This is a genomic window from Bradyrhizobium sp. OAE829, from assembly GCF_040546575.1.
GTDB lineage: Bacteria > Pseudomonadota > Alphaproteobacteria > Rhizobiales > Xanthobacteraceae > Bradyrhizobium.
In genome coordinates, this window is sequence record NZ_JBEPOE010000001.1 from 84,554 (window position 1) to 105,519 (window position 20,966).

Annotated in this window: 16 protein-coding genes; 13 read left to right on the forward strand and 3 right to left on the reverse strand. The window is 63.7% G+C overall.

Features of this window, described 5'->3' with window-relative positions:
* Positions 1–125: 125 nt before the first annotated feature.
* The 5 genes from ABIE49_RS00395 (at position 126) to ABIE49_RS00415 (ending at position 7,287) form a co-directional block, all read left to right on the forward strand.
* Positions 126–710, forward strand: coding sequence for a protein-L-isoaspartate O-methyltransferase family protein (locus tag ABIE49_RS00395; protein WP_192735930.1), 585 nt, complete (start codon positions 126–128; stop codon positions 708–710).
* Positions 711–995: 285 nt separating this feature from the next.
* Positions 996–2,402 carry a TolC family outer membrane protein gene (locus ABIE49_RS00400; protein WP_192735931.1) on the forward strand — a complete coding sequence of 469 codons (1,407 nt, stop codon included), beginning with the start codon at positions 996–998 and terminating at the stop codon, positions 2,400–2,402.
* Positions 2,403–2,808: 406 nt separating this feature from the next.
* A complete protein-coding gene (locus ABIE49_RS00405; protein ID WP_192735932.1) occupies positions 2,809–3,564 on the forward strand; it encodes a PopZ family protein in 756 nt (251 codons plus the stop codon).
* A 306-nt stretch (positions 3,565–3,870) separates the two neighbouring features.
* Entirely contained in the window at positions 3,871–6,738 is a 2,868-nt protein-coding gene (locus ABIE49_RS00410; protein WP_192735933.1) for a valine--tRNA ligase, read from the forward strand.
* Positions 6,739–6,900: 162 nt separating this feature from the next.
* Entirely contained in the window at positions 6,901–7,287 is a 387-nt protein-coding gene (locus ABIE49_RS00415; protein ID WP_192735934.1) for a VOC family protein, read from the forward strand.
* A gap of 670 nt (positions 7,288–7,957) precedes the next feature.
* Here the strand turns inward: ABIE49_RS00415 and ABIE49_RS00420 are convergent.
* Positions 7,958–8,563 (reverse strand): DNA-3-methyladenine glycosylase, encoded by a 606-nt coding sequence (locus ABIE49_RS00420; RefSeq protein ID WP_192735935.1) that lies wholly within the window; start codon positions 8,561–8,563, stop codon positions 7,958–7,960.
* Between the two features lie 129 nt (positions 8,564–8,692).
* On the opposite strand from ABIE49_RS00420, the gene lipA reads away from it, so the two are divergent.
* The 4 genes from lipA to ABIE49_RS00440 are packed head-to-tail and all read left to right on the forward strand — an operon-like array spanning position 8,693 to position 12,755.
* The gene (gene lipA / locus ABIE49_RS00425; protein ID WP_192735936.1) at positions 8,693–9,652 is read left to right on the forward strand and encodes a lipoyl synthase; all 960 of its coding nucleotides are present in this window, start codon (positions 8,693–8,695) and stop codon (positions 9,650–9,652) included.
* An 8-nt stretch (positions 9,653–9,660) separates the two neighbouring features.
* Positions 9,661–10,119: a type II toxin-antitoxin system RatA family toxin gene (locus ABIE49_RS00430; RefSeq protein ID WP_192735937.1), complete on the forward strand. Its 459-nt coding sequence runs from the start codon at positions 9,661–9,663 to the stop codon at positions 10,117–10,119.
* Between the two features lies 1 nt (position 10,120).
* Positions 10,121–11,041 carry an NAD(P)-dependent oxidoreductase gene (locus tag ABIE49_RS00435; protein WP_192735938.1) on the forward strand — a complete coding sequence of 307 codons (921 nt, stop codon included), beginning with the start codon at positions 10,121–10,123 and terminating at the stop codon, positions 11,039–11,041.
* A 34-nt stretch (positions 11,042–11,075) separates the two neighbouring features.
* Positions 11,076–12,755, forward strand: coding sequence for a thiamine pyrophosphate-binding protein (locus ABIE49_RS00440; protein ID WP_192735939.1), 1,680 nt, complete (start codon positions 11,076–11,078; stop codon positions 12,753–12,755).
* A gap of 12 nt (positions 12,756–12,767) precedes the next feature.
* Here ABIE49_RS00440 and ABIE49_RS00445 read toward each other — a convergent pair whose 3' ends face one another.
* Positions 12,768–13,370, reverse strand: coding sequence for a CinA family protein (locus ABIE49_RS00445; protein ID WP_192735940.1), 603 nt, complete (start codon positions 13,368–13,370; stop codon positions 12,768–12,770).
* A gap of 1 nt (position 13,371) precedes the next feature.
* Positions 13,372–14,553 (reverse strand): bifunctional 2-C-methyl-D-erythritol 4-phosphate cytidylyltransferase/2-C-methyl-D-erythritol 2,4-cyclodiphosphate synthase, encoded by a 1,182-nt coding sequence (locus ABIE49_RS00450; protein ID WP_192735941.1) that lies wholly within the window; start codon positions 14,551–14,553, stop codon positions 13,372–13,374.
* A gap of 286 nt (positions 14,554–14,839) precedes the next feature.
* Between ABIE49_RS00450 and dusB the strand changes: the two genes are divergently transcribed.
* The 4 genes from dusB (at position 14,840) to ABIE49_RS00470 (ending at position 20,960) form a co-directional block, all read left to right on the forward strand.
* Positions 14,840–15,841, forward strand: coding sequence for a tRNA dihydrouridine synthase DusB (gene dusB / locus ABIE49_RS00455; RefSeq protein WP_192736123.1), 1,002 nt, complete (start codon positions 14,840–14,842; stop codon positions 15,839–15,841).
* Positions 15,838–17,013 carry a two-component system sensor histidine kinase NtrB gene (locus ABIE49_RS00460; RefSeq protein ID WP_192735942.1) on the forward strand — a complete coding sequence of 392 codons (1,176 nt, stop codon included), beginning with the start codon at positions 15,838–15,840 and terminating at the stop codon, positions 17,011–17,013. Before dusB ends, ABIE49_RS00460 begins: the two co-directional genes overlap by 4 nt.
* Before the next feature lie 9 nt (positions 17,014–17,022).
* Positions 17,023–18,465, forward strand: coding sequence for a nitrogen regulation protein NR(I) (gene ntrC, locus ABIE49_RS00465; RefSeq protein WP_192735943.1), 1,443 nt, complete (start codon positions 17,023–17,025; stop codon positions 18,463–18,465).
* 146 nt (positions 18,466–18,611) lie between these two features.
* On the forward strand, positions 18,612–20,960 hold the full coding sequence (locus ABIE49_RS00470) for a sensor histidine kinase NtrY-like (protein WP_192735944.1): 2,349 nt from the start codon (positions 18,612–18,614) through the stop codon (positions 20,958–20,960).
* The last annotated feature ends 6 nt before the right edge of the window (positions 20,961–20,966 follow it).

Sequence of the window (20,966 nt, forward strand, 5' to 3'; positions counted from 1 at the left end):
GCACGCCCGGCGTGTTGCGTTTTGCCGGAGCTTGTACCAAAGATGACCCCGGTTTCAGCTCTCCCGACGGCAACGCCGCTTGTTTTCAGGGTCTCAGCCCAAGGGTCTTCAAAGGGTCTTCGCCAATGTCCGGTTTTTCGACCGCGCGCCAGAAAATGGTCGATGGTCAGGTGCGTCCCAGCGACGTCACCGATATCCGCATCATCGACGCCATGCTGGCGGTGCCGCGCGAGACCTTCGTCCCCGAAAACAAGCGCGCTTTGGCCTATCTGGACCTCGATCTCGAGGTCGGCGAGGGCGGTTCGGAAAAGCAGTTCCTGATCCAGCCGGCGGTGCTGGCGAAGATGCTGCAGGCAGCCGAAATCAAGGAAACCGATCACGTTCTGGTGGTGGGCTGCGCCAGCGGATACGCCGCCGCCGTGATTGGCCAGTTTGCCAGGCAGGTCCATAGCGCGACAGGCGCCGACGGGGATCCCGCCAAGGCGCCCTTCGACGTCATCGTCCTGAACGGCGCGACCGAGATCGTGCCGCAAAAGCTGTATGAGCAACTGCGGGACGGCGGCCGCCTGGTCGGCGTTTTCGCGATGTCGCAGCCGCAGCGGGCTACCATCGTGACGCGTTCCCATGGCGATTTCGGGAACCGGGCGCTGTTCGATGCCGCCGTGCCGGTGTTGCCGGGCATGGAACGGCTTCCAGCGTTCGTTTTCTAGACGCGTTTTCGAGCGAAAACCTGCCCCGGACTTGATCCGGGATGGAACCCGGTTGGCGTGAAGAAGACGCGTCAAAACGAAAAAGACGCCCGTTCAGGCCGTTAAAATCCCGTTCCGAATCAGAAGTGTGGCCCGTTTGCCCCACGTGAAGAGTTTCGACTGCTTTTGCTTGCTGGGTGGTTCCGTCGGGGCCCTGTGCGGAATAAGGTGAGCCGGGACTCACTTCGACGGAAGCGGCGTCCGGTTGTGTTTTGGCCGGCGAACTAAATGATTGGATCACCATTGATGCGTGGGGTGAAGGTTTTTGCTGGAGCTGCGGCTTCGGTCCTTCTGTTAACTTTGATGGGCCCGACGCCCGCCCTTGCCGATACGATCGAGGCCGCGCTTGTGCGCGCCTATCAGAACAACCCACAGTTAAACGCGCAGCGGGCCCAGGTGCGCTTCACCGACGAAGCCGTGCCGCAGGCGCTGTCGGGCTATCGCCCGAGGGTCGCCGTCACCGCCAGCGCCGGTTATCAATATACCGACACGCACCTGACCTCGGGCGGCACCCCGGACGTGATCGTGCGGACCGGAGTTCACGGCACCAACGCGCCGCGCAGCGTCGGCGCCACCGTCACGCAGAACGTGTTCAACGGCCAGCAGACCGCCAACAGGACCCGCGCCGCCGAGAGCCAGGTTTCCGGTGCGCGCGAAGCCTTGCGGGCGCTGGAGCAGAGCGTGCTGCTGTCGGCTGCCACGATCTACATGGACTACCTGCGCGACTCCGCGATCGTCGAGGTTCAGAAGAGCAACGTTCGCGTGCTCGAACAGACGCTGAAGCAGACCAAGGACCGCTTCAATGTCGGCGAAGTGACCCGCACCGACGTCGCGCAATCGGAAGCACAGTTGGCCGCCGGCAGGACCCAGCAACTCACCGCCGAGTCGAACCTGAACACCACGCGTTCGAACTTCCGCCGCATCATCGGCAATGAGCCGGTAGCGCTGGCCCCGGGGTCGCCGGTCGATCGCTATTTGCCGGGCACGCTGCCCGGTGCCGTCGAACTCGGGCTGACGCAAAATCCGAACGTCACCGCAGCGATGTACGGCATCGACGTCAGTTATCTCCAGGTCAAGGTCAACGAGGGCGCGTTGTTGCCGACCGTCAACCTGGTGGCATCGGTGCAGCAGTCCTACGAACAGCAAATGACGGTCTTCAGTACGTTCGGGGCGTCGGCTGTCGCGCAGCTCAATGTCCCGATCTACAATGGCGGCGCCGAATATTCGTTGATCCGCCAATCCAAGGAAACCCTGGCGCAGCAGCGCCTCACTCTCGAACAGCAGCGGGATCAGGCCCGCGCCAACGTCGTCACGGCCTGGGGACAGTTGGTGGCCGGCAAGGCGCAGGTGCAGTCGGCACAGGCGCAGGTCACGGCGTCCGAGATCGCGCTCAACGGCGTGCGCGAGGAAGCCAAGGCCGGACAGCGCACCACGCTCGACGTCTTGAACGCGCAGCAGGCGCTGGTCAACGCGCGCGTCGCGCTGGTCACCGCCCAGCACGACCGCGTCGTCGCGTCCTACTCGGTGCTCAACACGATCGGGCGCTTGTCACCGATCGTGCTCAAGCTGCCGACCACGACCTATGATCCGAGCGTGCATTATCATCAGGTGCGCGACAGCTGGGTCGGTGTTCGCACGCCCGACGGCCGCTGATAGCCCTCCACCCGCATGCGCGCGGGATGACAAGCGTCACCTTGGGTTCACAAGCGGCACCCAGGGGATCACAAGCGTGACCCCGGGATGACAAGCGTCACCCTGGGATGACAACGTCATTCGGCGGAATGATTCACCACCCGACGGGGAGTACGCCGGGTGTGTTGTTGCAATCACTTGTTGCCGTGACATAACTTTCTTGGAGGCAGCAGGGCGATTCGCAAACCTTTTACGTCTACAGGCCGCGAGCCGGGTTGCTTTTGGGGAGCGGAACCCCGCGCGACGCATCGTGTGGGGTTGATCTGGGGACAAGTCTGGCTTGCGCGATGAAAATCCCGGCCTGCATATCCGGAACCGGCAAATCCCGAGTGGCTTGGTGTAAAATGGTTTCGATGTGGAGTCGGCGATGACGCAACCTGCAAAGGTCCAAGAGCCCTCGATGGAGGAGATTCTGGCGTCGATCCGTCGCATCATCGCGGACGACGAAGCCAAGCCTGCCGCAGCCGAGAAGCCCGCCAGCCCGCCGCCATCAGCGAAGCCAGAGCCTCCGGCCGCCAGGCCGACGGCGATGAAGGATATTCCGCCGTCCGCGATCGCTCCCAAACCTTCTGAAGCAAAGCCAGCCGCCGCTGTGCCCAAGCCCGCGCCACCGCCGCCTGCGCCGGAGCCCGCGGCCAGCAACAACCAGGACGACATCGACGCGATGCTGGCTAGCCTCGACGCGGCGACGCCGGAGGCCGACATCCGGCCGGCGCAGCCCGAGGCCGACGTGTTCGAGCTCACCGATGAGATGGCGGTACCGGATCCGCAGCCCGCGGCATCCTCATTCCACAAGATCGAGCCGCAGGACGACATCGAGTTCACCGAGACCGCCGGCGCCAAGGCGCTGCACCGGCAGCCGGCCTACGAACCGCCGCCGTTTGAGAGCGCCGTGGAAGCTTCGCCGGCGCAGCAGATATTGTCGCGCTCGACCGTCTCCGCGGTCGAATCCGCCTTCAATTCGCTGGCCAACACCGTACTCAGCAACAATGCCCGGACGCTGGAAGATCTGGTCAAGGAAATGCTGCGTCCGATGCTGAAATCCTGGCTCGACGACAATCTGCCGGGATTGGTCGAGCGGATCGTCAAAGCCGAAATCGAGCGGGTTTCGCGCGGGCGCTAGCCCGTCAAAGCGGCCGCTTGCGAGGCGTTTGGCCCTCATTCAGCCATGCCCGACGGGCTTTATCGGACTTCGGCGTGCAGCCGTGGTTGACTCGATGCCTTCCGGCGGCTTTCTAGAGCATGATCCTGAAAAGTGGGCACCGGTTTTCCGAAAAGATCATGCTCAAACAAAGGGATGCCCGTAAGGTTCCTGATTGCTTCAGAGTCGGGCGCTAGTCTGTTGTTTTGAACGCGTTTTCCTGGCGCGAACCGTCTCCAAAATTCGCCCCAAAACGCTATCGCTTCCTCAAGACCCAATTGCATTGTCATGATCGAGAAAAACTACCAGCCCGCCGATATCGAAAGCCGCATGTCGGCCATCTGGGAGGAGAGCGGCGCGTTCAAAGCTGGCCGCCCCGAGCGCAAGGACGCCGAGCCCTTCACCATCGTGATCCCGCCGCCGAATGTGACGGGCTCGCTGCACATGGGCCACGCGCTCAACAACACCTTGCAGGACATCCTCTGCCGCTTCGAGCGGATGCGCGGCCGCGACGTGCTGTGGCAGCCCGGCACCGATCATGCCGGTATCGCGACCCAGATGGTGGTCGAGCGGCAATTGATGGAGCGGCAGGAGCCGGGCCGCCGCGAATTGGGGCGCGCGAAATTCCTCGAGCGCGTCTGGCAGTGGAAGGCGGAAAGCGGCGGCGTCATCGTCAACCAGCTGAAGCGGCTCGGCGCCTCCTGCGACTGGTCGCGCGAACGTTTTACGATGGACGAGGGCCTGTCGCGCGCGGTCGTAAAAGTGTTCGTCGAACTGCACCGCGATGGCCTGATCTACAAAGACAAGCGCCTGGTGAACTGGGATACGAAGTTGCTGACCGCAATCTCGGATCTCGAAGTGCAGCAGGTCGAGGTCAAGGGCAGCCTGTGGTACCTGCGCTATCCGGTCGAGGGCAAGACCTTCAGCCCCGACGATCCCGCCACCTTCATCGTGGTCGCGACCACGCGGCCCGAGACGATGCTGGGCGACACGGCGGTCGCCGTGCATCCGGACAACGAACGGCTCGGGCACCTGATCGGCCAGCACGTCATCCTGCCGCTGGTCGGCCGCCGCATTCCGATCATCGGCGACGACTACGCCGATCCCGAGAAGGGATCGGGCGCGGTCAAGATCACGCCGGCGCACGATTTTAATGACTTCGAGGTCGGCAAGCGGCACGGCTTGCCGCGGGTCAGCGTTCTCGATCAGGAGGGATGCCTCGCGCTGGTCGATAACGAGGATTATCTGCGCGACCTGCCGGAAGGGGCGTCGCAGTTCGCCGAGGAATTCCACAACGTCGAACGCTTCGCCGCCCGCAAGCGGATCGTCACGCGCCTGGAGGAATTTGGTTTCCTCGAGAAGATCGAGCCCAACACCCACACGGTGCCGCATGGCGATCGTTCCGGCACCGTGCTCGAGCCGTATCTGACCGACCAATGGTACGTCGACGCCAAGACGATGGCGCAGCCAGCGATCGCAGCTGTGCACAGCGGCGCGACGACGTTCGTGCCGAAGAACTGGGAAAAGACCTATTTCGAATGGATGGAGAACATCCAGCCCTGGTGCATTTCCCGCCAGCTCTGGTGGGGCCACCAGATTCCCGCCTGGTACGGGCCTGACGGCAAGGTGTTCGTTGCCGAGACCGAAGAGGAGGCTGTCGGCAACGCGCTCGGCTATTACGTCGAGCAGGAAGTCATCACGCCGGAGCAGGGACAGGCGATGGCGGAGGATCCCGCCCAGCGCGAAGGCTTCATCACGCGCGATGAAGACGTGCTCGACACCTGGTTCTCCTCGGGCCTGTGGCCGTTCTCGACGCTCGGCTGGCCGGACGAGACGCCGGAGCTCGCGCGTTACTATCCGACCAACGTGCTGGTGACCGGCTGGGACATCATCTTCTTCTGGGTCGCCCGGATGATGATGATGGGCCTCCACTTCAAGAAGGAAGCGCCGTTCTCGACCGTCTACATCCACCGCCTGGTTCGCGACGAGAAGGGCGCGAAGATGTCGAAGTCGAAAGGCAACGTCATCGATCCCCTCGGCGTCATCGACGATTTCGGCGCCGACGCGCTGCGCTTTGCGCTGGCACGCGGCGCGGCGCACAGTCATGACATCAAGTTGTCGCCGCAACTCGTTGAAACCAATCGAAATTTCGCAACCAAATTGTGGAATTCCTGCCGCTTTGCCGAAATGAATGGCTGCGTCATGCCGGCGGGTTTTGATCACGCGAGCGCCAAGCAAACCCTGAACCGCTGGATCGCGCACGAAACCTCGCGCGCGACGCGTGAAGTCACCGAGGCGATCGAGGCCTATCGCTTCAACGACGCCGCCAACGCGATCTATCGCTTCGTCTGGAACGTCTATTGCGACTGGTACATCGAACTCGCAAAACCGATGTTGCTGGGCGAGGAGGGCGCGGCAAAGACCGAGACCCGCGCCATGGTCGCCTGGGCGCGCGATGAAATCTTAAAACTGCTGCATCCGTTCATGCCTTTCATCACCGAAGAACTCTGGGCGGTGACGGCGAAGCACGACGGCCTCTTGGTGCTGGCGGAATGGCCGCGCAAGGCGGGGGCAGCCACGGCGGATCAACTCGCATCGATGGCCTTGGCGGGCCCGAACGATGCGCTGATCCCGCCGATCATGGCTGCGCTCGACGCCGGCGATTTCAGCGATCCCGCAGCCGAAGCCGAAATCGGTTGGGTGGTCGATCTCGTCACCGCGATCCGCTCGGTGCGCGCTGAAATGAACATTGCGCCTGCGACGTTGACGCCGCTGGTGCTGGCGGGTGCATCCGCCGAGACCAGGGATCGTGCGCAGCGCTGGAGCGATACGGTCAAGCGCATGGCGCGGCTTGGCGAGATTTCGTTCGCCGACCGCCCGCCGGAAGGCGCCGTGCAGCTATTGGTGCGCGGCGAAGTCGTGGCGCTGCCGCTCAAGGGCGTGATCGATCTGGCAGCCGAAAAGGCCCGGCTCGACAAGGAAATCGCCAAGGCCGACGCCGACATCAAACGCGTCGACGCCAAGCTCGGCAACGAGAAATTCGTGGCCAATGCGCCCGAAGAGATCGTCGAGGAAGAGAAAGAGAAGCGCGAGGCGGCCGTGGCGCGAAAAGAAAAGATTCTCGAAGCGCTGGAGCGGCTGAAGAACGCGGTGTAGGGCGGTGGCCTCATCCTTCGAGACGCATCGCTTTGCGATGCTCCTCAGGATGAGGTCTGCTGGCTCAGGATGAGATCTTTGACCCTCATGGTGAGGAGCGCGGCAACGCGCGCGTCTCGAACCATGCGGCCAAGATGCACGTTCCAACTAGCAGAGCCTTCCATGCTGGACCACGTCTCCATCACAGTCTCCGACATCGCCGCCGCTGAGCGGTTCTACGACGCCATCATGAAAGCGCTCGGGGTCGTCAAGGTCGGCCGTCGCGACGACTGGCTCGGCTATGGCGAACGGGCGCGGCCGGCCTATCCGGACCGGGTCTATCTCACCATCCGCAAGGGTCCGAAGCCGGACGACGCGTTCGGCCGCCACTGGTGCTTCAAGGCACGCTGGCAGACCCAGGTCGACGCCTTCTGGGACGCCGGTATCGCCGCCGGCGGCAGCGACGACGGACCGCCGGGCCTGCGCGACTACCACGCGTCCTATTACGCCGCGTTCCTGCGCGATCCCGACGGCAACCGCATCGAGGCGGTCTGCCACCACGCACTGTGAAAACGACGGTAGCCGCGACAAACTGACACGACGGGCAAATCACTTCTGATTGTCAGAAGTAGTGTCAAGCCCCGGAACTAAAAATATTTCGCTTTCGCCGTCGGGCAAATCATCTCTACGAGTTTGCGTTATCCCGTCCCACTCAGAGGGGCGTCGGCCGTCGTCACGACGAGGGGCGGGTTGCGATGGACGTAACAGTTGCGATTGACGGTCGTGGCTGAAGCGTACGGCGAAAGCGTGTGGTCCTGGCGCCCGTAACGGCGTTAAGTCCTGCGGGGGCTAACGCTTCCGAGGGGCGACGGTGGCAATAGAGGCCGTCTCACCGGGGAGAGCGCGTCATAAGCCGTAAAGCCATTGCGCAGGGAAGGCTGGGTGTTCTCCGCTGCCCTGTATGCTCGTGTGCAGCCTACTTAGCACAATTCGCACACGAGACCGCGGGTGCAGCGCGCATCCGGTCTTCCCTGCGCCCTCTATTTTCGAGGGCAAGGAAGTTACGAGCAAAGCTCGGGCGCAATGCGTCGCGAGAACGCGAAGGTGCGTTTGAGCAAGATGACGCCGCAGTTACAACTCGTCATGCCCGGGCTTGACCCGGGCATCCATCAATCTTCGCAAGAATATTTCTTGAGGCGATGGATTGCCGGGTCAAGCCCGGCAATGACAAGCAAGCGTCTCAAAACGCCTTGCTCAAAAACCGCGAGCCCTTCAGCCCGTACCGCCACGGAAAATCCACCGCCTTGGTAATGCCGATGCGAATGCCGGTGACGATTTCGGTGTCGCCAATCCGCGCATGCAGCGCAATCGGCGACGCATCGAGCGGCAGTTCGCTGTGCTTGATCGTGATCCCAAGCGCCTCGCACAGTTTGCCGGGCCCCGAGCACAGCGTGCGCTCGTCATGCAGGCCGCGGCGGCGGCGCATCGCCGGAATGCCGTGGGTTGGCTGCAGCGCGCGGATCAGAACCGCGCTGGCCGAGCCTTCTTTCTCGCAGACGAAATTGACGCACCAATGAATGCCGTAGGAGCGATAGACGTAGGAAAAACCGGGCGGACCGAACATCACGAGGTTCCGCGGCGTCGGCCCCCGGTACGAATGCGCGGCCGGATCGGTGTGATGATAGGCCTCGACCTCGACAATGATGCCGCCGACGCCGTCGACCAGCAGCGTGGCGCCGATCAGGTCGGGCGCGACTTCATGCACGCTGCGGGCAAAAAACGCGCGTTTCAGGGCCTTGCCGAGGCGAGGGGCCTTGGTTTCGGCCGGTTGGGGCTTTTGAGTCATTTTGAGGTGGGAATCAGCGGGAACAGGAGGAATGCTCCCAACATCTTGCATGTTTCTGCTAGGTTCGGCGAGGTTGCGACGCAGCGCGACACGGATTAGCTAAAGTCTTCAGGAATATTCAGGCTCCAAATGGTCGTTCTCGTCGATACCGTCTCATCCACCCAGGTTCGCCCGCGCCACCCCGAAAAGGTGAACCGGCCGGATGCGCTGTCGCCGCCGAAGCCGGACTGGATCAGGGTGCGCGCGCCGAACACCCGCGGCTACGCGGACACCCGAAAGATCGTCAAGGAAAACGGCCTCGTCACGGTGTGCGAGGAGGCCGGCTGCCCGAATATCGGCGAGTGCTGGGACAAGAAGCACGCCACCTTCATGATCATGGGGGACACCTGCACGCGCGCCTGCGCGTTCTGCAACGTCAAGACCGGGATGCCTGGGGCGCTCGATGCCGCCGAGCCGGAACATGTCGCGGAGGCCACTTTCAAGCTCGGGCTCGCCCACATCGTCGTGACCTCAGTCGATCGCGACGATCTCGCCGATGGTGGCGCCGAGCATTTTGCGAAAACTATCCGCGCGATCCGCGCCCGCTGCCCGACGACGACCATCGAGATCCTGACGCCGGATTTCCTGCGCAAGGAGGGCGCGCTGGAGATCGTCGCGGCGGCAAAGCCCGACGTGTTCAACCACAATCTGGAAACCGTGCCGTCGCGCTATCTCACGGTGCGGCCGGGCGCCCGCTATTTCCATTCGATCCGGCTGCTGCAGCGGGTCAAGGAAATCGATCCGACCATCTTCACCAAGTCCGGCATCATGGTGGGCCTTGGCGAGGAACGCCACGAGGTGCTGCAGGTGATGGACGATCTGCGCTCGGCCGATGTCGACTTTCTCACCATCGGGCAATATCTGCAGCCGACCCGCAAGCACCACGCCGTGATGCGCTACGTCACCCCGGACGAGTTCGCAGGATACGAGAAGGTCGCCTACACCAAGGGGTTCCTGATGGTGTCGGCCAGCCCGCTGACCCGCTCCTCGCATCACGCCGGCGATGATTTCGCCAAGCTGCAGGCGGCGCGCGCGGCGCGATCCCGCTGAGATAGCCGATGCCGAGGTTTTCAAGCAAGCGGCGGACACATCACACCGCCCAGCAGATGTTCGATCTGGTCGCCGACGTCGAGCGCTATCCGGAATTCGTGCCGTTATGCCATTCGCTGAAAATCCGTCAGCGCACGGCGCAGCCTGACGGCACCGAGATCGTGGTTGCCGACATGACGGTGTCATTCAAGCTTGTTCGGGAATCCTTCACCAGCCGGGTGACGCTGGACCGTCCCAATCTGAAGATCATGGTGGAGTATCTGAAGGGCCCGTTCAGCAATCTGGAAAACCGCTGGAGCTTCGAACCTAAATCCGAAACCGACTGCGATGTCGGCTTCTTCTTGTCCTACGAATTCAAGAGCCGGATGCTGGCGATGCTGATGGGCACGATGTTCGACGCCGCGTTCCAGCGCTTTGCCGCGGCGTTCGAAAAGCGGGCGGATGTGGTTTATGGAAAGCGGGCGTGACATGACGGCATTGGAACGCGTCGGTTTCATTGGTCTCGGCGGAATGGGGCGGGGGCTGGTCAAGAACCTCCTCGCCAAAGGCGTCGCCGTCACGGCGTACGATTTGAACCCTGAGGCGGTCGCCACTGCCAAATCCCAGGGCGCGACGGCGGCCGGCGGTCTTCGCGACATCGGCGAATGCCGCATCATCATGATTTGCGTCAATGCCGCCGAGGACGTCGAGGCGCTGCTGACGGGACCCGACGGCCTGCTCGCCCGCCCGGCGCCGAACTTCGTCGTCGTCGATCACACCACCGGCAGCCCGCAAATGGTCGATAAACTCGATCGACTGGTGCGTGCAGCCGGCGGGCGCTATGCCGAGGCGCCGATGACGCGAACCCCGAAGCACGCGGACGCCGGCAAGGTCAACGTGCTCTACGGCGGGGAGGCCGATTTACTCGCTGAGCTCCGGCCCTATTTCGAGCGCTATGCGGAGAACATCTTCCACATCGGCCCGCTCGGCCACGCCATCCGCCTCAAGCTGATCCACAATTACATCGCCTTTGCCAACGTTGCGGCGTGGTGCGAGGGGTTTGCGCTGGCGGCCAAAGACGGCCTCGATCTCAAGCAGCTGATCACCATCATCTCGGCCGCGGGCGGCAAGAGCGGCATGCTCGACCTCTACGGCCAGGCGACGCTCGACGGCGACTTTACCCCGCTGATGTCGCTGGCGAACGCCCGCAAGGACGTGCGCTATTACGCGCGCTGGCTGGAAGACGCCGGATTGCCGGGGTTCATGGCCGATGCCGTGCACCAGACCTACCGGCAGGCCGCCTTGCTCGGCCATGACGGCGAATCCTGCACCGCCGTGATCAAGGCTTACGAAGCCGTCACCGGCGTCGAGGCTCGCGTGCGGCCGAACGATCGAAATCAAGGCGGTTAAATTTACACGACTTGCCGAACAAAAGGACCGAGTGATGGACATCAAGGCACCCATGCGAACCGGCGGGCATATTCTGATCGATCAACTGGCCCTGCACGGCGCCGACACCGTGTTTGGCGTGCCCGGGGAAAGTTTTCTGGCTGCGCTGGACGGCATGTACCAGAACCAGCAGGTCCGCTTCGTCAATTCACGGCACGAGGGCGGCGCGGCCATGATGGCGGACGCCTATGGCAAGCTCACCGGAAAGCCCGGCATTGCCTTTGCGACGCGCGGTCCGGGCGCTACCAACGCCTCCGCCGGCGTTCATGTCGCGTTTCAGGATTCGACGCCGATGATCCTGCTGCTCGGCCAGGTCGGGCGGGACATGATGGAACGCGAAGCGTTCCAGGAAATCGACTACCGGCAGATGTTCGGGCCGATGACCAAATGGGTCGCGCAGATCGACGACGCGCGGCGAATTCCCGAATTCATCTCGCGGGCGTTTTATACCGCCACCTCCGGCCGGCCCGGTCCGGTGGTGCTGGCGCTGCCCGAGGACATGCTGACCGACGAGGCTGACGTTCCGGACGCGCGACCTTACAAGCCGCAAACCGTCGCGCCGGGCGCGGAAAGCCTGCAACAGTTCGAGGAGTTGCTGGCCGCGGCACGCAAGCCGTTGCTGATCGTCGGTGGTGGCGGATGGAGCGATAAAGCACGCCGCGATCTCGAAGTCTTCGCGACCGCGCATGAAGTGCCGGTCGCCGCTTCCTTCCGATGCCAGGATTATTTCGATAACCTCCACGCGGCGTACGCCGGCCATGTCGGCATCGGCATCTCCCCAAAGTTCGCCGAACGGATTCGGGACAGCGATCTGATCATTGCGCTCGGCGCCCGGCTCGGGGAAATCACGACATCGGGCTACAGCCTGTTCGACATCCCGCAGCCGAAGCAGCCGCTGGTTCACATCTATCCGGATCCCGAGGAGATCGGCCGCGTCTACGCGCCGAAACTGGGCATCATTTCCGGGAGCGCGGCATTCGCGGCCGCGATCAGCCGACTGAAACCGAAGCATCAGCCGCGCGGCGACGAACTCAAGGCGGCGCATGCGGACTATCTCGCCTTCAACGAACCGACCCGTTCGCCGGGCGACGTTCAGCTTTCGCTGATCGTGCGCGATCTCAGCGAGCGGCTGCCGGAGGATGCGATCATCTGCAACGGCGCCGGCAATTACGCCGTCTGGATTCATCGCTTCTGGCGCTACCGCCAGTTCCGGACCGAACTCGCGCCGACATCGGGTTCAATGGGATACGGCTTGCCGGCGGCGGTTGCGGCCAAGCATCTGCACCCGAACCGGCCGGTGATCGCATTTGCTGGCGACGGCTGCTTCCAGATGACCGGAAACGAGTTCATGACCGCGGTCGAAAACCGGCTGCCTCTCATCGTGATCGTCTGCAACAACGGCATGTACGGCACCATCCGCATGCATCAGGAGCGGCACTATCCCGGCAGGGTGTCCGGCACCAATCTGGCGAACCCGGACTTCGCCGCGCTCGCGCGTGCGTTTGGCGGCTTCGGCGCCCGGGTCGACCGCACCGAAGATTTTGCAAAGGCGTTCGACGAGGCGGTGGCCTCGCGCTTGCCGGCGATCATCGAACTCACGATCAGCCCGGAGGCGCTGACGCCGGCGGCTTCGCTCAGCGAAACCCGCGCCAAGGCGCTGGCCGCTGCGAAGTGATGAGTCGGATCGCTAGGATCTCGGCGGCCGTCGTCGCTTGACGGCGCTGCCCCGGGTCGAACGCGCGACGCGCGGGCGGAGCCGGCTCACGGCCTCGCGGCGCGGCTTAACGGAGGCCTGCGGCCCGCGCGCCAGCTCCATCAGCATGCGCAGCGCCTCGACCACCGAGCGCTGGCGCACGCTGGTGCGGCCGATGGCGCCAAAGCGATGTTCGCGATGCAGGATGCGGCCGTCGCGCGAGGCGACCGCGAAATGCACGAGCCCAACCGGCTTGCCGGGTGTGGCGCCACCGGGACCGGCAATGCCGGTGATGGAGACGGCCAGATCGACGCCGGCCTTCTCCAGCGCGCCGACCGCCATCGCGGTCGCGGTTTCCTTGCTGACGGCGCCGAAGGTCGCCAGCGTCGTTAGCTTGACGCCCAGCATCGCGCGCTTGGCATCGTTGGAATATGTGACAAAGCCGCGGTCGATGACGTCGGAGGAGCCGGGAATATCCGTCAGCGCGCCCGCGACCAGGCCGCCGGTGCAGGATTCCGCGGTCGCAATCGTCAGCTTGCGCATCCGGCATAGATCGAGCAGCGAGCGGGAGAGGGCGCGGGCGTCGCTGCCGCTCATGCTATTCGCTCCAGGGAAGACGGATAGTGGCGCTCGCGGTCGCGGCGATGCCTTCCTCGCGGCCGGTAAAGCCGAGCCGTTCGCTGGTGGTTGCCTTGACAGCGACACGGGAAATGTCGAGCCCGGTGATCTCGGCGATGCGCGCGCGCATGACATCGCGCAGCGGCCCGATCTTGGGGCGCTCGCAGATCAAGGTGACCTCGAGATTGGCAATCCGCCCGCCACGCGCGGCGACGCGATCGACCGCATATTTGAGGAACTTGTCGGAAGCGGCGCCTTTCCACTGCGGATCGCTGGGGGGAAAGTGCGAGCCGATATCGCCGTCCGCCAGCGCGCCGAGGATGGCATCGACCATGGCGTGCAGGCCGACGTCGCCGTCGGAATGGGCGAGAAAGCCGCGTGTATGCGGCACACGGACGCCGCAGATCATCAGATGATCGCCGTCGCCGAAGGCGTGCACGTCGTAGCCGGTGCCGGTCCTGATGTCGCCGAGCATGGCGCCGAGGCGGGCTTCCTCGCGGACGAAATCTTCAGGGGTCGTGAGCTTCATGTTCGCAGGATCGCCTTCAAAGGTCGCCACCGTCAATCCCGCCCATTCGGCGAGCGCGGCATCATCGGTGAAATCGCTGCGGCCCTCGCGCGCGGCGCGGCGATGCGCTTCGAGGATCACGTCGAAACGAAACGCCTGCGGCGTCTGAGCGATGCGCAGCCGCGCGCGGTCCGGCGTGGCCTCAACATTGCCGGCCTCACCGACCTGCTTGATCGTGTCGGTGACGGCGATCGCCGGCACAGCGGCGCCGGTGCGGCCGGCGGCGTCGATCGCGCGCGAAATCACCGCCGGTGTCACGAATGGCCGCGCCGCGTCATGGATCAGAACGATGTCGGGCTTCTCGCTGGCCAGCGCCTCGAGGCCGGCGTGTACCGAGGCCTGGCGCGTGGCGCCGCCATTGGTGGGTGTTTGATGGCGCAAACCGGCGACGGCCTCGTTGAATACCGCTGCGTCGTCGGGGTTCACAACCGGCTGCACGGCGCAGATTTCGGGGTGGCGGCAGAACGCTTCCATCGCCCGGAAGATCACGGTCTGCCCGCCGATCGTTCGGTATTGTTTGGGCCCTCCCGCGCCGGCGCGAAGTCCGCGCCCGGCTGCGACGAGAATGGCTGCTGTACGCTCAGGTTTCGGCATCTGACTCAATTACGGACGGATCGGGTTGAGGAGAGGGGATCGGGCCCCTGCGGCGCACAGCCCTTACCATGCCGAATGCGTAAAAACAGAGCGTTTCCCAATAGCTGTGGGAAAAGCAGTTTTTGTTGCAGTGCACTTGCACAAATGATAGAACTGTCTAAAGTGTAGGCATGAAGCTTGACTGCACAAGATTTGTGCTCACAATATGCGCCGACAGTAGCAATGCCGCTGCTGCCAGACCAATGAGAACACCGTGACCGGCCTGGACGACCCACGCCCTAAGACGTTGAAGATAGGCGATATTTCGGTCGCCAACCGGGTTCTCCTGGCGCCGATGTCCGGCATTACCGATGCCCCCTTTCGGCGCCTTGCCGCCGCCCTTGGGGCGGGACTCGTCGTCTCCGAGATGACCGCCAGCGACGATCTCGTGCATGGCCGGCCGATGTCGGTGTTGCGCTGCGAGGCGACCGGGATCGGCCCGCACGTGGTTCAGCTTGCAGGCTGTCAAACCCACTGGATGTCGGAAGGGGCGAGGGTTGCCGAGGCTGCCGGCGCCGACATCATCGATATCAATATGGGTTGCCCGGCGCGTCACGTGACCGGCGGCCAGTCCGGCTCGGCGCTGATGCGCGATCTCGACCATGCGCTGAAACTGATCGAGGCGACGATCGCTGCCGTCAAGGTTCCGGTGACGCTGAAGATGCGGCTCGGCTGGGACCACGGCTCGCTCAACGCCCCTGAACTCGCGCGCCGCGCGGAAGCTGCCGGCGTGCAGATGATCACGGTGCACGGCCGCACGCGCTGCCAGTTCTACAAGGGGGAAGCGGACTGGAGCGCGGTCCGCGCCGTCAAGGACGCGATCTCGGTTCCGCTCGTCGTCAATGGCGACATCACGTCGTTCGAGAAGGCGGTCAGCGCGCTCGAAATGTCCAACGCCGATGCCGTGATGATCGGGCGCGGTGCGCAGGGGCAGCCCTGGCTGCCCGGCCAGATCGGACGCCAGCTGGAAACCGGAAAGCCCGAAGCCGCCCCCTCGCTGGCCGAACAGCTCGCCCACATCCGCGCGCTCTATGACGAAGTCTGCCGCCTCTACGGCTTGCGCATCGGCCTCAAGCACGCGCGCAAGCATCTCGGCTGGGCGCTCGAGATCGCTGCCGAATGCAGCCGCGCGCCGGCGGAGACACTCAAGAGCTGGCGGCAAAAGATACTGACGTCGGAGGATCCGCACCGGGTACATCGATCGCTCCAGGACGCCTACGACGATTTTGCATGGAGTGCTGCAGCATGAATTCGGCCGCAGAACAACGTCGGCGACTGCCGTCCGAAAGCGATGCGATTCTCAATGCGCTGCCGAATCCGGTGCTGCTGATCGCGCCCGACGGGCGCATCATCGACGCCAACATCGCCGCCGAATCGTTCTTCGAGATTTCGACCCAGTTTCTGCAACGGCAGTCGCTGAAGGAGCTGGTGCCATTCGGCAGTCCGCTGCTGGCGCTGATCGATCAGGTGCGATCGAGCGGCTCGCCGGTCAACGAATACAAGGTCGATCTCGGCACGCCCAGGATCGGCGGCGACCGCCAGGTCGATCTTCACGTCGCGCCGCTGACGGAGCGGCCGGGCCACATCGTCGTGATGCTGCAGGAGCGCACCATCGCCGACAAGATGGACCGGCAATTGACGCATCGGAGCGCGGCGCGTTCGGTGATCGCGCTGGCGGCGATGCTGGCGCATGAAATCAAGAATCCGCTGTCCGGCATTCGCGGCGCGGCGCAATTGCTCGAGCAGGCGGCCTCATCCGAGGACCGTATGCTGACGCGGCTGATCTGCGATGAGGCCGACCGCATCGTTACGCTGGTCGACCGCATGGAAGTGTTCGGCGACGACCGGCCGGTGGCGCGCGGTCCCGTCAACATTCATTCCGTGCTCGACCACGTCAAACGGCTGGCGCAATCGGGCTTTGCCCGCAACGTCCGCTTCGTCGAGGAATACGATCCGTCGCTGCCGCCGGTGCTGGCCAATCAGGACCAGCTCATTCAGGTCTTCCTCAATCTGGTGAAGAACGCCGCCGAGGCGGTCGCCGATCTCGGCAGCGATGCCGAAATCCAGCTTACCACCGCGTTCCGCCCGGGGGTCCGCCTGTCGGTGCCGGGCAAGAAGTCGCGGGTATCGCTGCCGCTTGAATTCTGCGTCAAGGACAACGGCTCCGGCGTGCCGGAGGACCTGTTGCCGAACCTGTTCGACCCGTTCGTGACCACCAAGCAAACCGGCAGCGGGCTCGGTCTCGCGCTCGTCGCAAAAATCGTCGGCGATCACGGCGGTATCATCGAATGTGAATCCCAGCCGCGGAAGACCACGTTCCGCGTGCTGCTGCCGATGTTCAGTGCCACCAAACAATTCGACCAAAGCAATCGCGATGACGTTTCGGGTACGCCATCGCCTGCCTCACAGGCCGCAAGATGAGGAATAATGATGCCCGCAGGTAGCATACTTGTCGCTGATGACGACACCGCCATCCGCACAGTTCTAAACCAGGCTCTCTCGCGCGCCGGATACGAGGTGCGCCTGACCGGAAACGCGGCGACGCTGTGGCGATGGGTGAGCCAGGGCGAGGGCGACCTCGTCATCACCGACGTCGTGATGCCCGACGAGAACGCGTTCGACCTGCTGCCGCGGATCAAGAAGATGCGGCCGAACCTTCCCGTCATCGTCATGAGCGCGCAGAACACCTTCATGACGGCGATCCGGGCCTCGGAGCGCGGTGCCTATGAATATCTGCCGAAACCCTTCGACCTGAAGGAGCTGATCACCATCGTCGGGCGCGCGTTGGCGGAGCCGAAGGAGCGCGTGGCGAGTTCTGCCGACGAAGGTGAATTCGATTCTATTCCGCTGGTCGGCCGCTCGCCGGCGATGCAGGAAATCTACCGCGTGCTGGCGCGTCTGATGCAGACCGACCTCACCGTGATGATCTCCGGCGAGTCCGGCACCGGCAAGGAATTGGTAGCCCGCGCGCTGCATGATTACGGCAAGCGGCGCAACGGCCCCTTCGTGGCGGTCAACATGGCGGCGATCCCGCGCGATCTGATTGAGTCTGAGCTGTTCGGCCATGAACGCGGTGCGTTCACCGGCGCCAATACGCGGGCTTCCGGCCGGTTCGAACAGGCCGAGGGCGGTACGCTGTTTCTCGATGAGATCGGCGACATGCCGATGGAAGCGCAGACCAGGTTGCTGCGGGTACTGCAGCAGGGCGAATACACCACGGTGGGCGGGCGCACCCCGATCAAGACCGATGTGCGGATCGTGGCTGCGAGCAACAAGGATTTGCGCATCCTGATCCAGCAGGGCCTGTTCCGGGAAGACCTGTTCTTCCGTCTCAACGTGGTGCCGCTGCGGCTGCCGCCGCTGCGCGAACGCATCGAGGATTTGCCCGACCTGATCCGGCATTTCTTCTCGCTCGCCGAGAAGGACGGGCTGCCGCCCAAGAAGCTGGACACGCTGGCGCTGGAGCGGCTCAAGCAGCACCGCTGGCCCGGCAACGTGCGCGAGCTTGAAAATCTCGCACGCCGGCTGGCAGCGCTCTATCCGCAGGACGTCATCACGGGTTCAGTGATCGACGGCGAGTTGGCGCCGCCGGCCGTGGCGTCCGGAGGCAATGCGCCGCTCGGCGTCGAGAATCTCGGCGGCGCGGTCGAGGCCTACCTGTCGTCGCACTTCTCGGGCTTCCCGAACGGCGTGCCGCCGCCGGGCCTCTACCATCGCATCCTCAAGGAAATCGAGGTGCCGCTGCTCACGGCGGCGCTCGCGGCGACACGGGGCAACCAGATCCGTGCCGCCGATTTGCTCGGCCTCAACCGCAACACGCTGCGGAAGAAGATCAGGGATCTGGATATTCAGGTCTATCGCAGCGGGGGGTAGCCCGTTAGATCTCTTCGAAATGCTGGTACAGAACGCTTTCGCGACGAGGTGCGCCGCGGAATTGTCGCAATTTGGCAACATTGTGATATGAATGCATCAGTCCGCGGCAGGCGGACACAAAGTCTTTCAAATCACCGATTGCCGGAATGACCACCGCAGAGACCTCGGCGCCTACATTTGACCCGTCGCTTGCCCAATCCACAGGAGGAATCCTGCGGAAATGGGTGGCGCCGTTTGCGGTCGGGATCGCGCTGCTGTCGGCGTTCCTGACCTTTGTGGTGCTGAGCGGCCTGACGCCGATCGAACCTTCGCGCAACGTCGTCTACTCCTTCCTGTTGATCAATGCCGCGACCATCCTGCTGCTGGTTGCCATTATCATCCGCGAAGTCTGGCTGGTGGTGCAGGCGCGGCGCCGTGGCAAGGCGGCGGCAAGGCTGCACGTCCAGATCGTGGGTCTGTTCTCGGTGATTGCCGTGCTGCCGGCGGTGTTGGTGGCGATCGTCGCCAACGTCACCATCGATCGCGGTCTCGACCGGCTATTTTCGGGCCCGACGCGGGAGGTGATCCAGAATTCGCTGATCATCGCGCGGGCCTACACGTACGAGCACGCCCAGCTCATCAATGGCGACATCCTGGGCATGGCCAATGATATCGCCAACGCGTGGCCGTTGTTCGTCCAGGACCGGCGTACGTTTCTGGAGTTGCTGACGGCGAGTGCCTCCAAGCGCAACTTGCCGGGCACCATGCTGCTCGACAAGGAAGGCAACGTGGTGGTGTCCGCGCAAACCGGCATCAGGCAAGCCTTTGCGACCCCGCCGAAGGAATTGCTCGACAATGTCGGCGAGGATAAACCCGAGATTTCGGTTTTCCCGGAGGAGAACTACGTTGCAGCGGTGGTCCGCCTGCGGGCCTTCGACGATACCTTTCTCTACGTCGCGCGCCTGCTCGATCCACGCGTGGTTGGCCAGCTGCGGCAGACCCAGGCCAGCGTCGCCGAATATGCCCAGATCGAAGCACGACGGCTAGGCATCCAGGTCGCCTTCGCGCTGATGTTCGCGGTGATCGCGCTCACGATCCTGATGGCGTCGGTGCTGATCGGGTTGAACTTTGCGAACTGGCTGGTGGCGCCGATCCGCAATTTGATGAGCGCCGCCAACATCGTGTCCACCGGCGATCTGCATGTCCAGGTACCGGTCCATAAATCGGAAGGCGACCTGGCCCAATTGGGCGAGACCTTCAACAAGATGACACAGGAATTGCGCACCCAGCGCGACGAGCTGGTCAGCGCCAGCGAGCTGATCGACAGCCGCCGACGTTTCATCGAGGCTGTGCTTTCGTCGGCCAGCGCCGGCATCATCGGCGTCGATGCCTCCGGCAGCGTCGGCATCCTGAACCGTTCGGCGGAAAAACTCATCGGTCATGTGGAATCGGAAACGCTCGATCATCCGTTGTCGGACGTGCTGCCCGAGCTCGATGACATGATGAAAACCGCACGTGAGGGGACGCAGAAGCTGGTGCAGGGCCAGATCACCATCACCCGCGACGGCCATGAGAGCAATCTGTCGGTCCGCGTCAGCGCCGAACAGACCGGGCAATCGCGCGACAGTTACATCATCACGCTCGACGACATCACGGATCTGGTTTCCGCGCAGCGCACCTCGGCCTGGGGCGACGTGGCACGCCGCATCGCCCACGAAATCAAGAATCCGCTGACGCCGATCCAGCTTTCGGCCGAACGTATCCGCCGCAAGTTCGGCAAGGTCATTGTCGAAGACAAGGGTATCTTCGAGCAATGCACCGACACGATCGTGCGCCAGGTCGACGACATCAGGCGGATGGTCGACGAGTTCTCCCGCTTTGCGCGGATGCCGAAGCCGGTAATGGAAGGCGAGGACGTTGCCGATACCGTACGGCAGGCGGTATTCCTGATGAAGGTCGGGCATCCCGACCTCGATATCGAGACTGAAATCAAGCAAGACCCGATTCGGGCGCAGTTCGACCGCCGGCTGATTTCGCAGGCATTGACCAACATCATCAAGAACGCGACCGAGGCGATCGAGCAGGTCCCGCCGGAGGAGCTTGGCAAGGGCCGTATCGATGTCATCGCCGCGCAGGAGAACGACGACATCGTGATCGATGTGATCGACAACGGTATCGGCCTGCCGAAGACGGCTCGCGCGCGCCTGCTAGAGCCTTACGTGACGACGCGGCAGAAAGGCACCGGCCTTGGGCTCGCGATCGTCGGGCGGGTGCTGGAAGACCATGGCGGCCGCATCGAACTCAAGGATGCGTCTGACTTCCGGCCGGGGCAACGTGGGGCCTGGATGCGGTTGCGCTTTGCCGTGTCCGGCCAGGCGCCGAAGGCCGAAGCGAAAGAACCGGCTGCGGCCGTAAAAGAGCAGGGCGGCGAAACAAAAGCGCCGGCTTCCGAAACCAATGAGGCGGCAAACGCGACTAATGATGAACCAAAAATCAAAGCCGCAACAGGCAACTGACAAGAC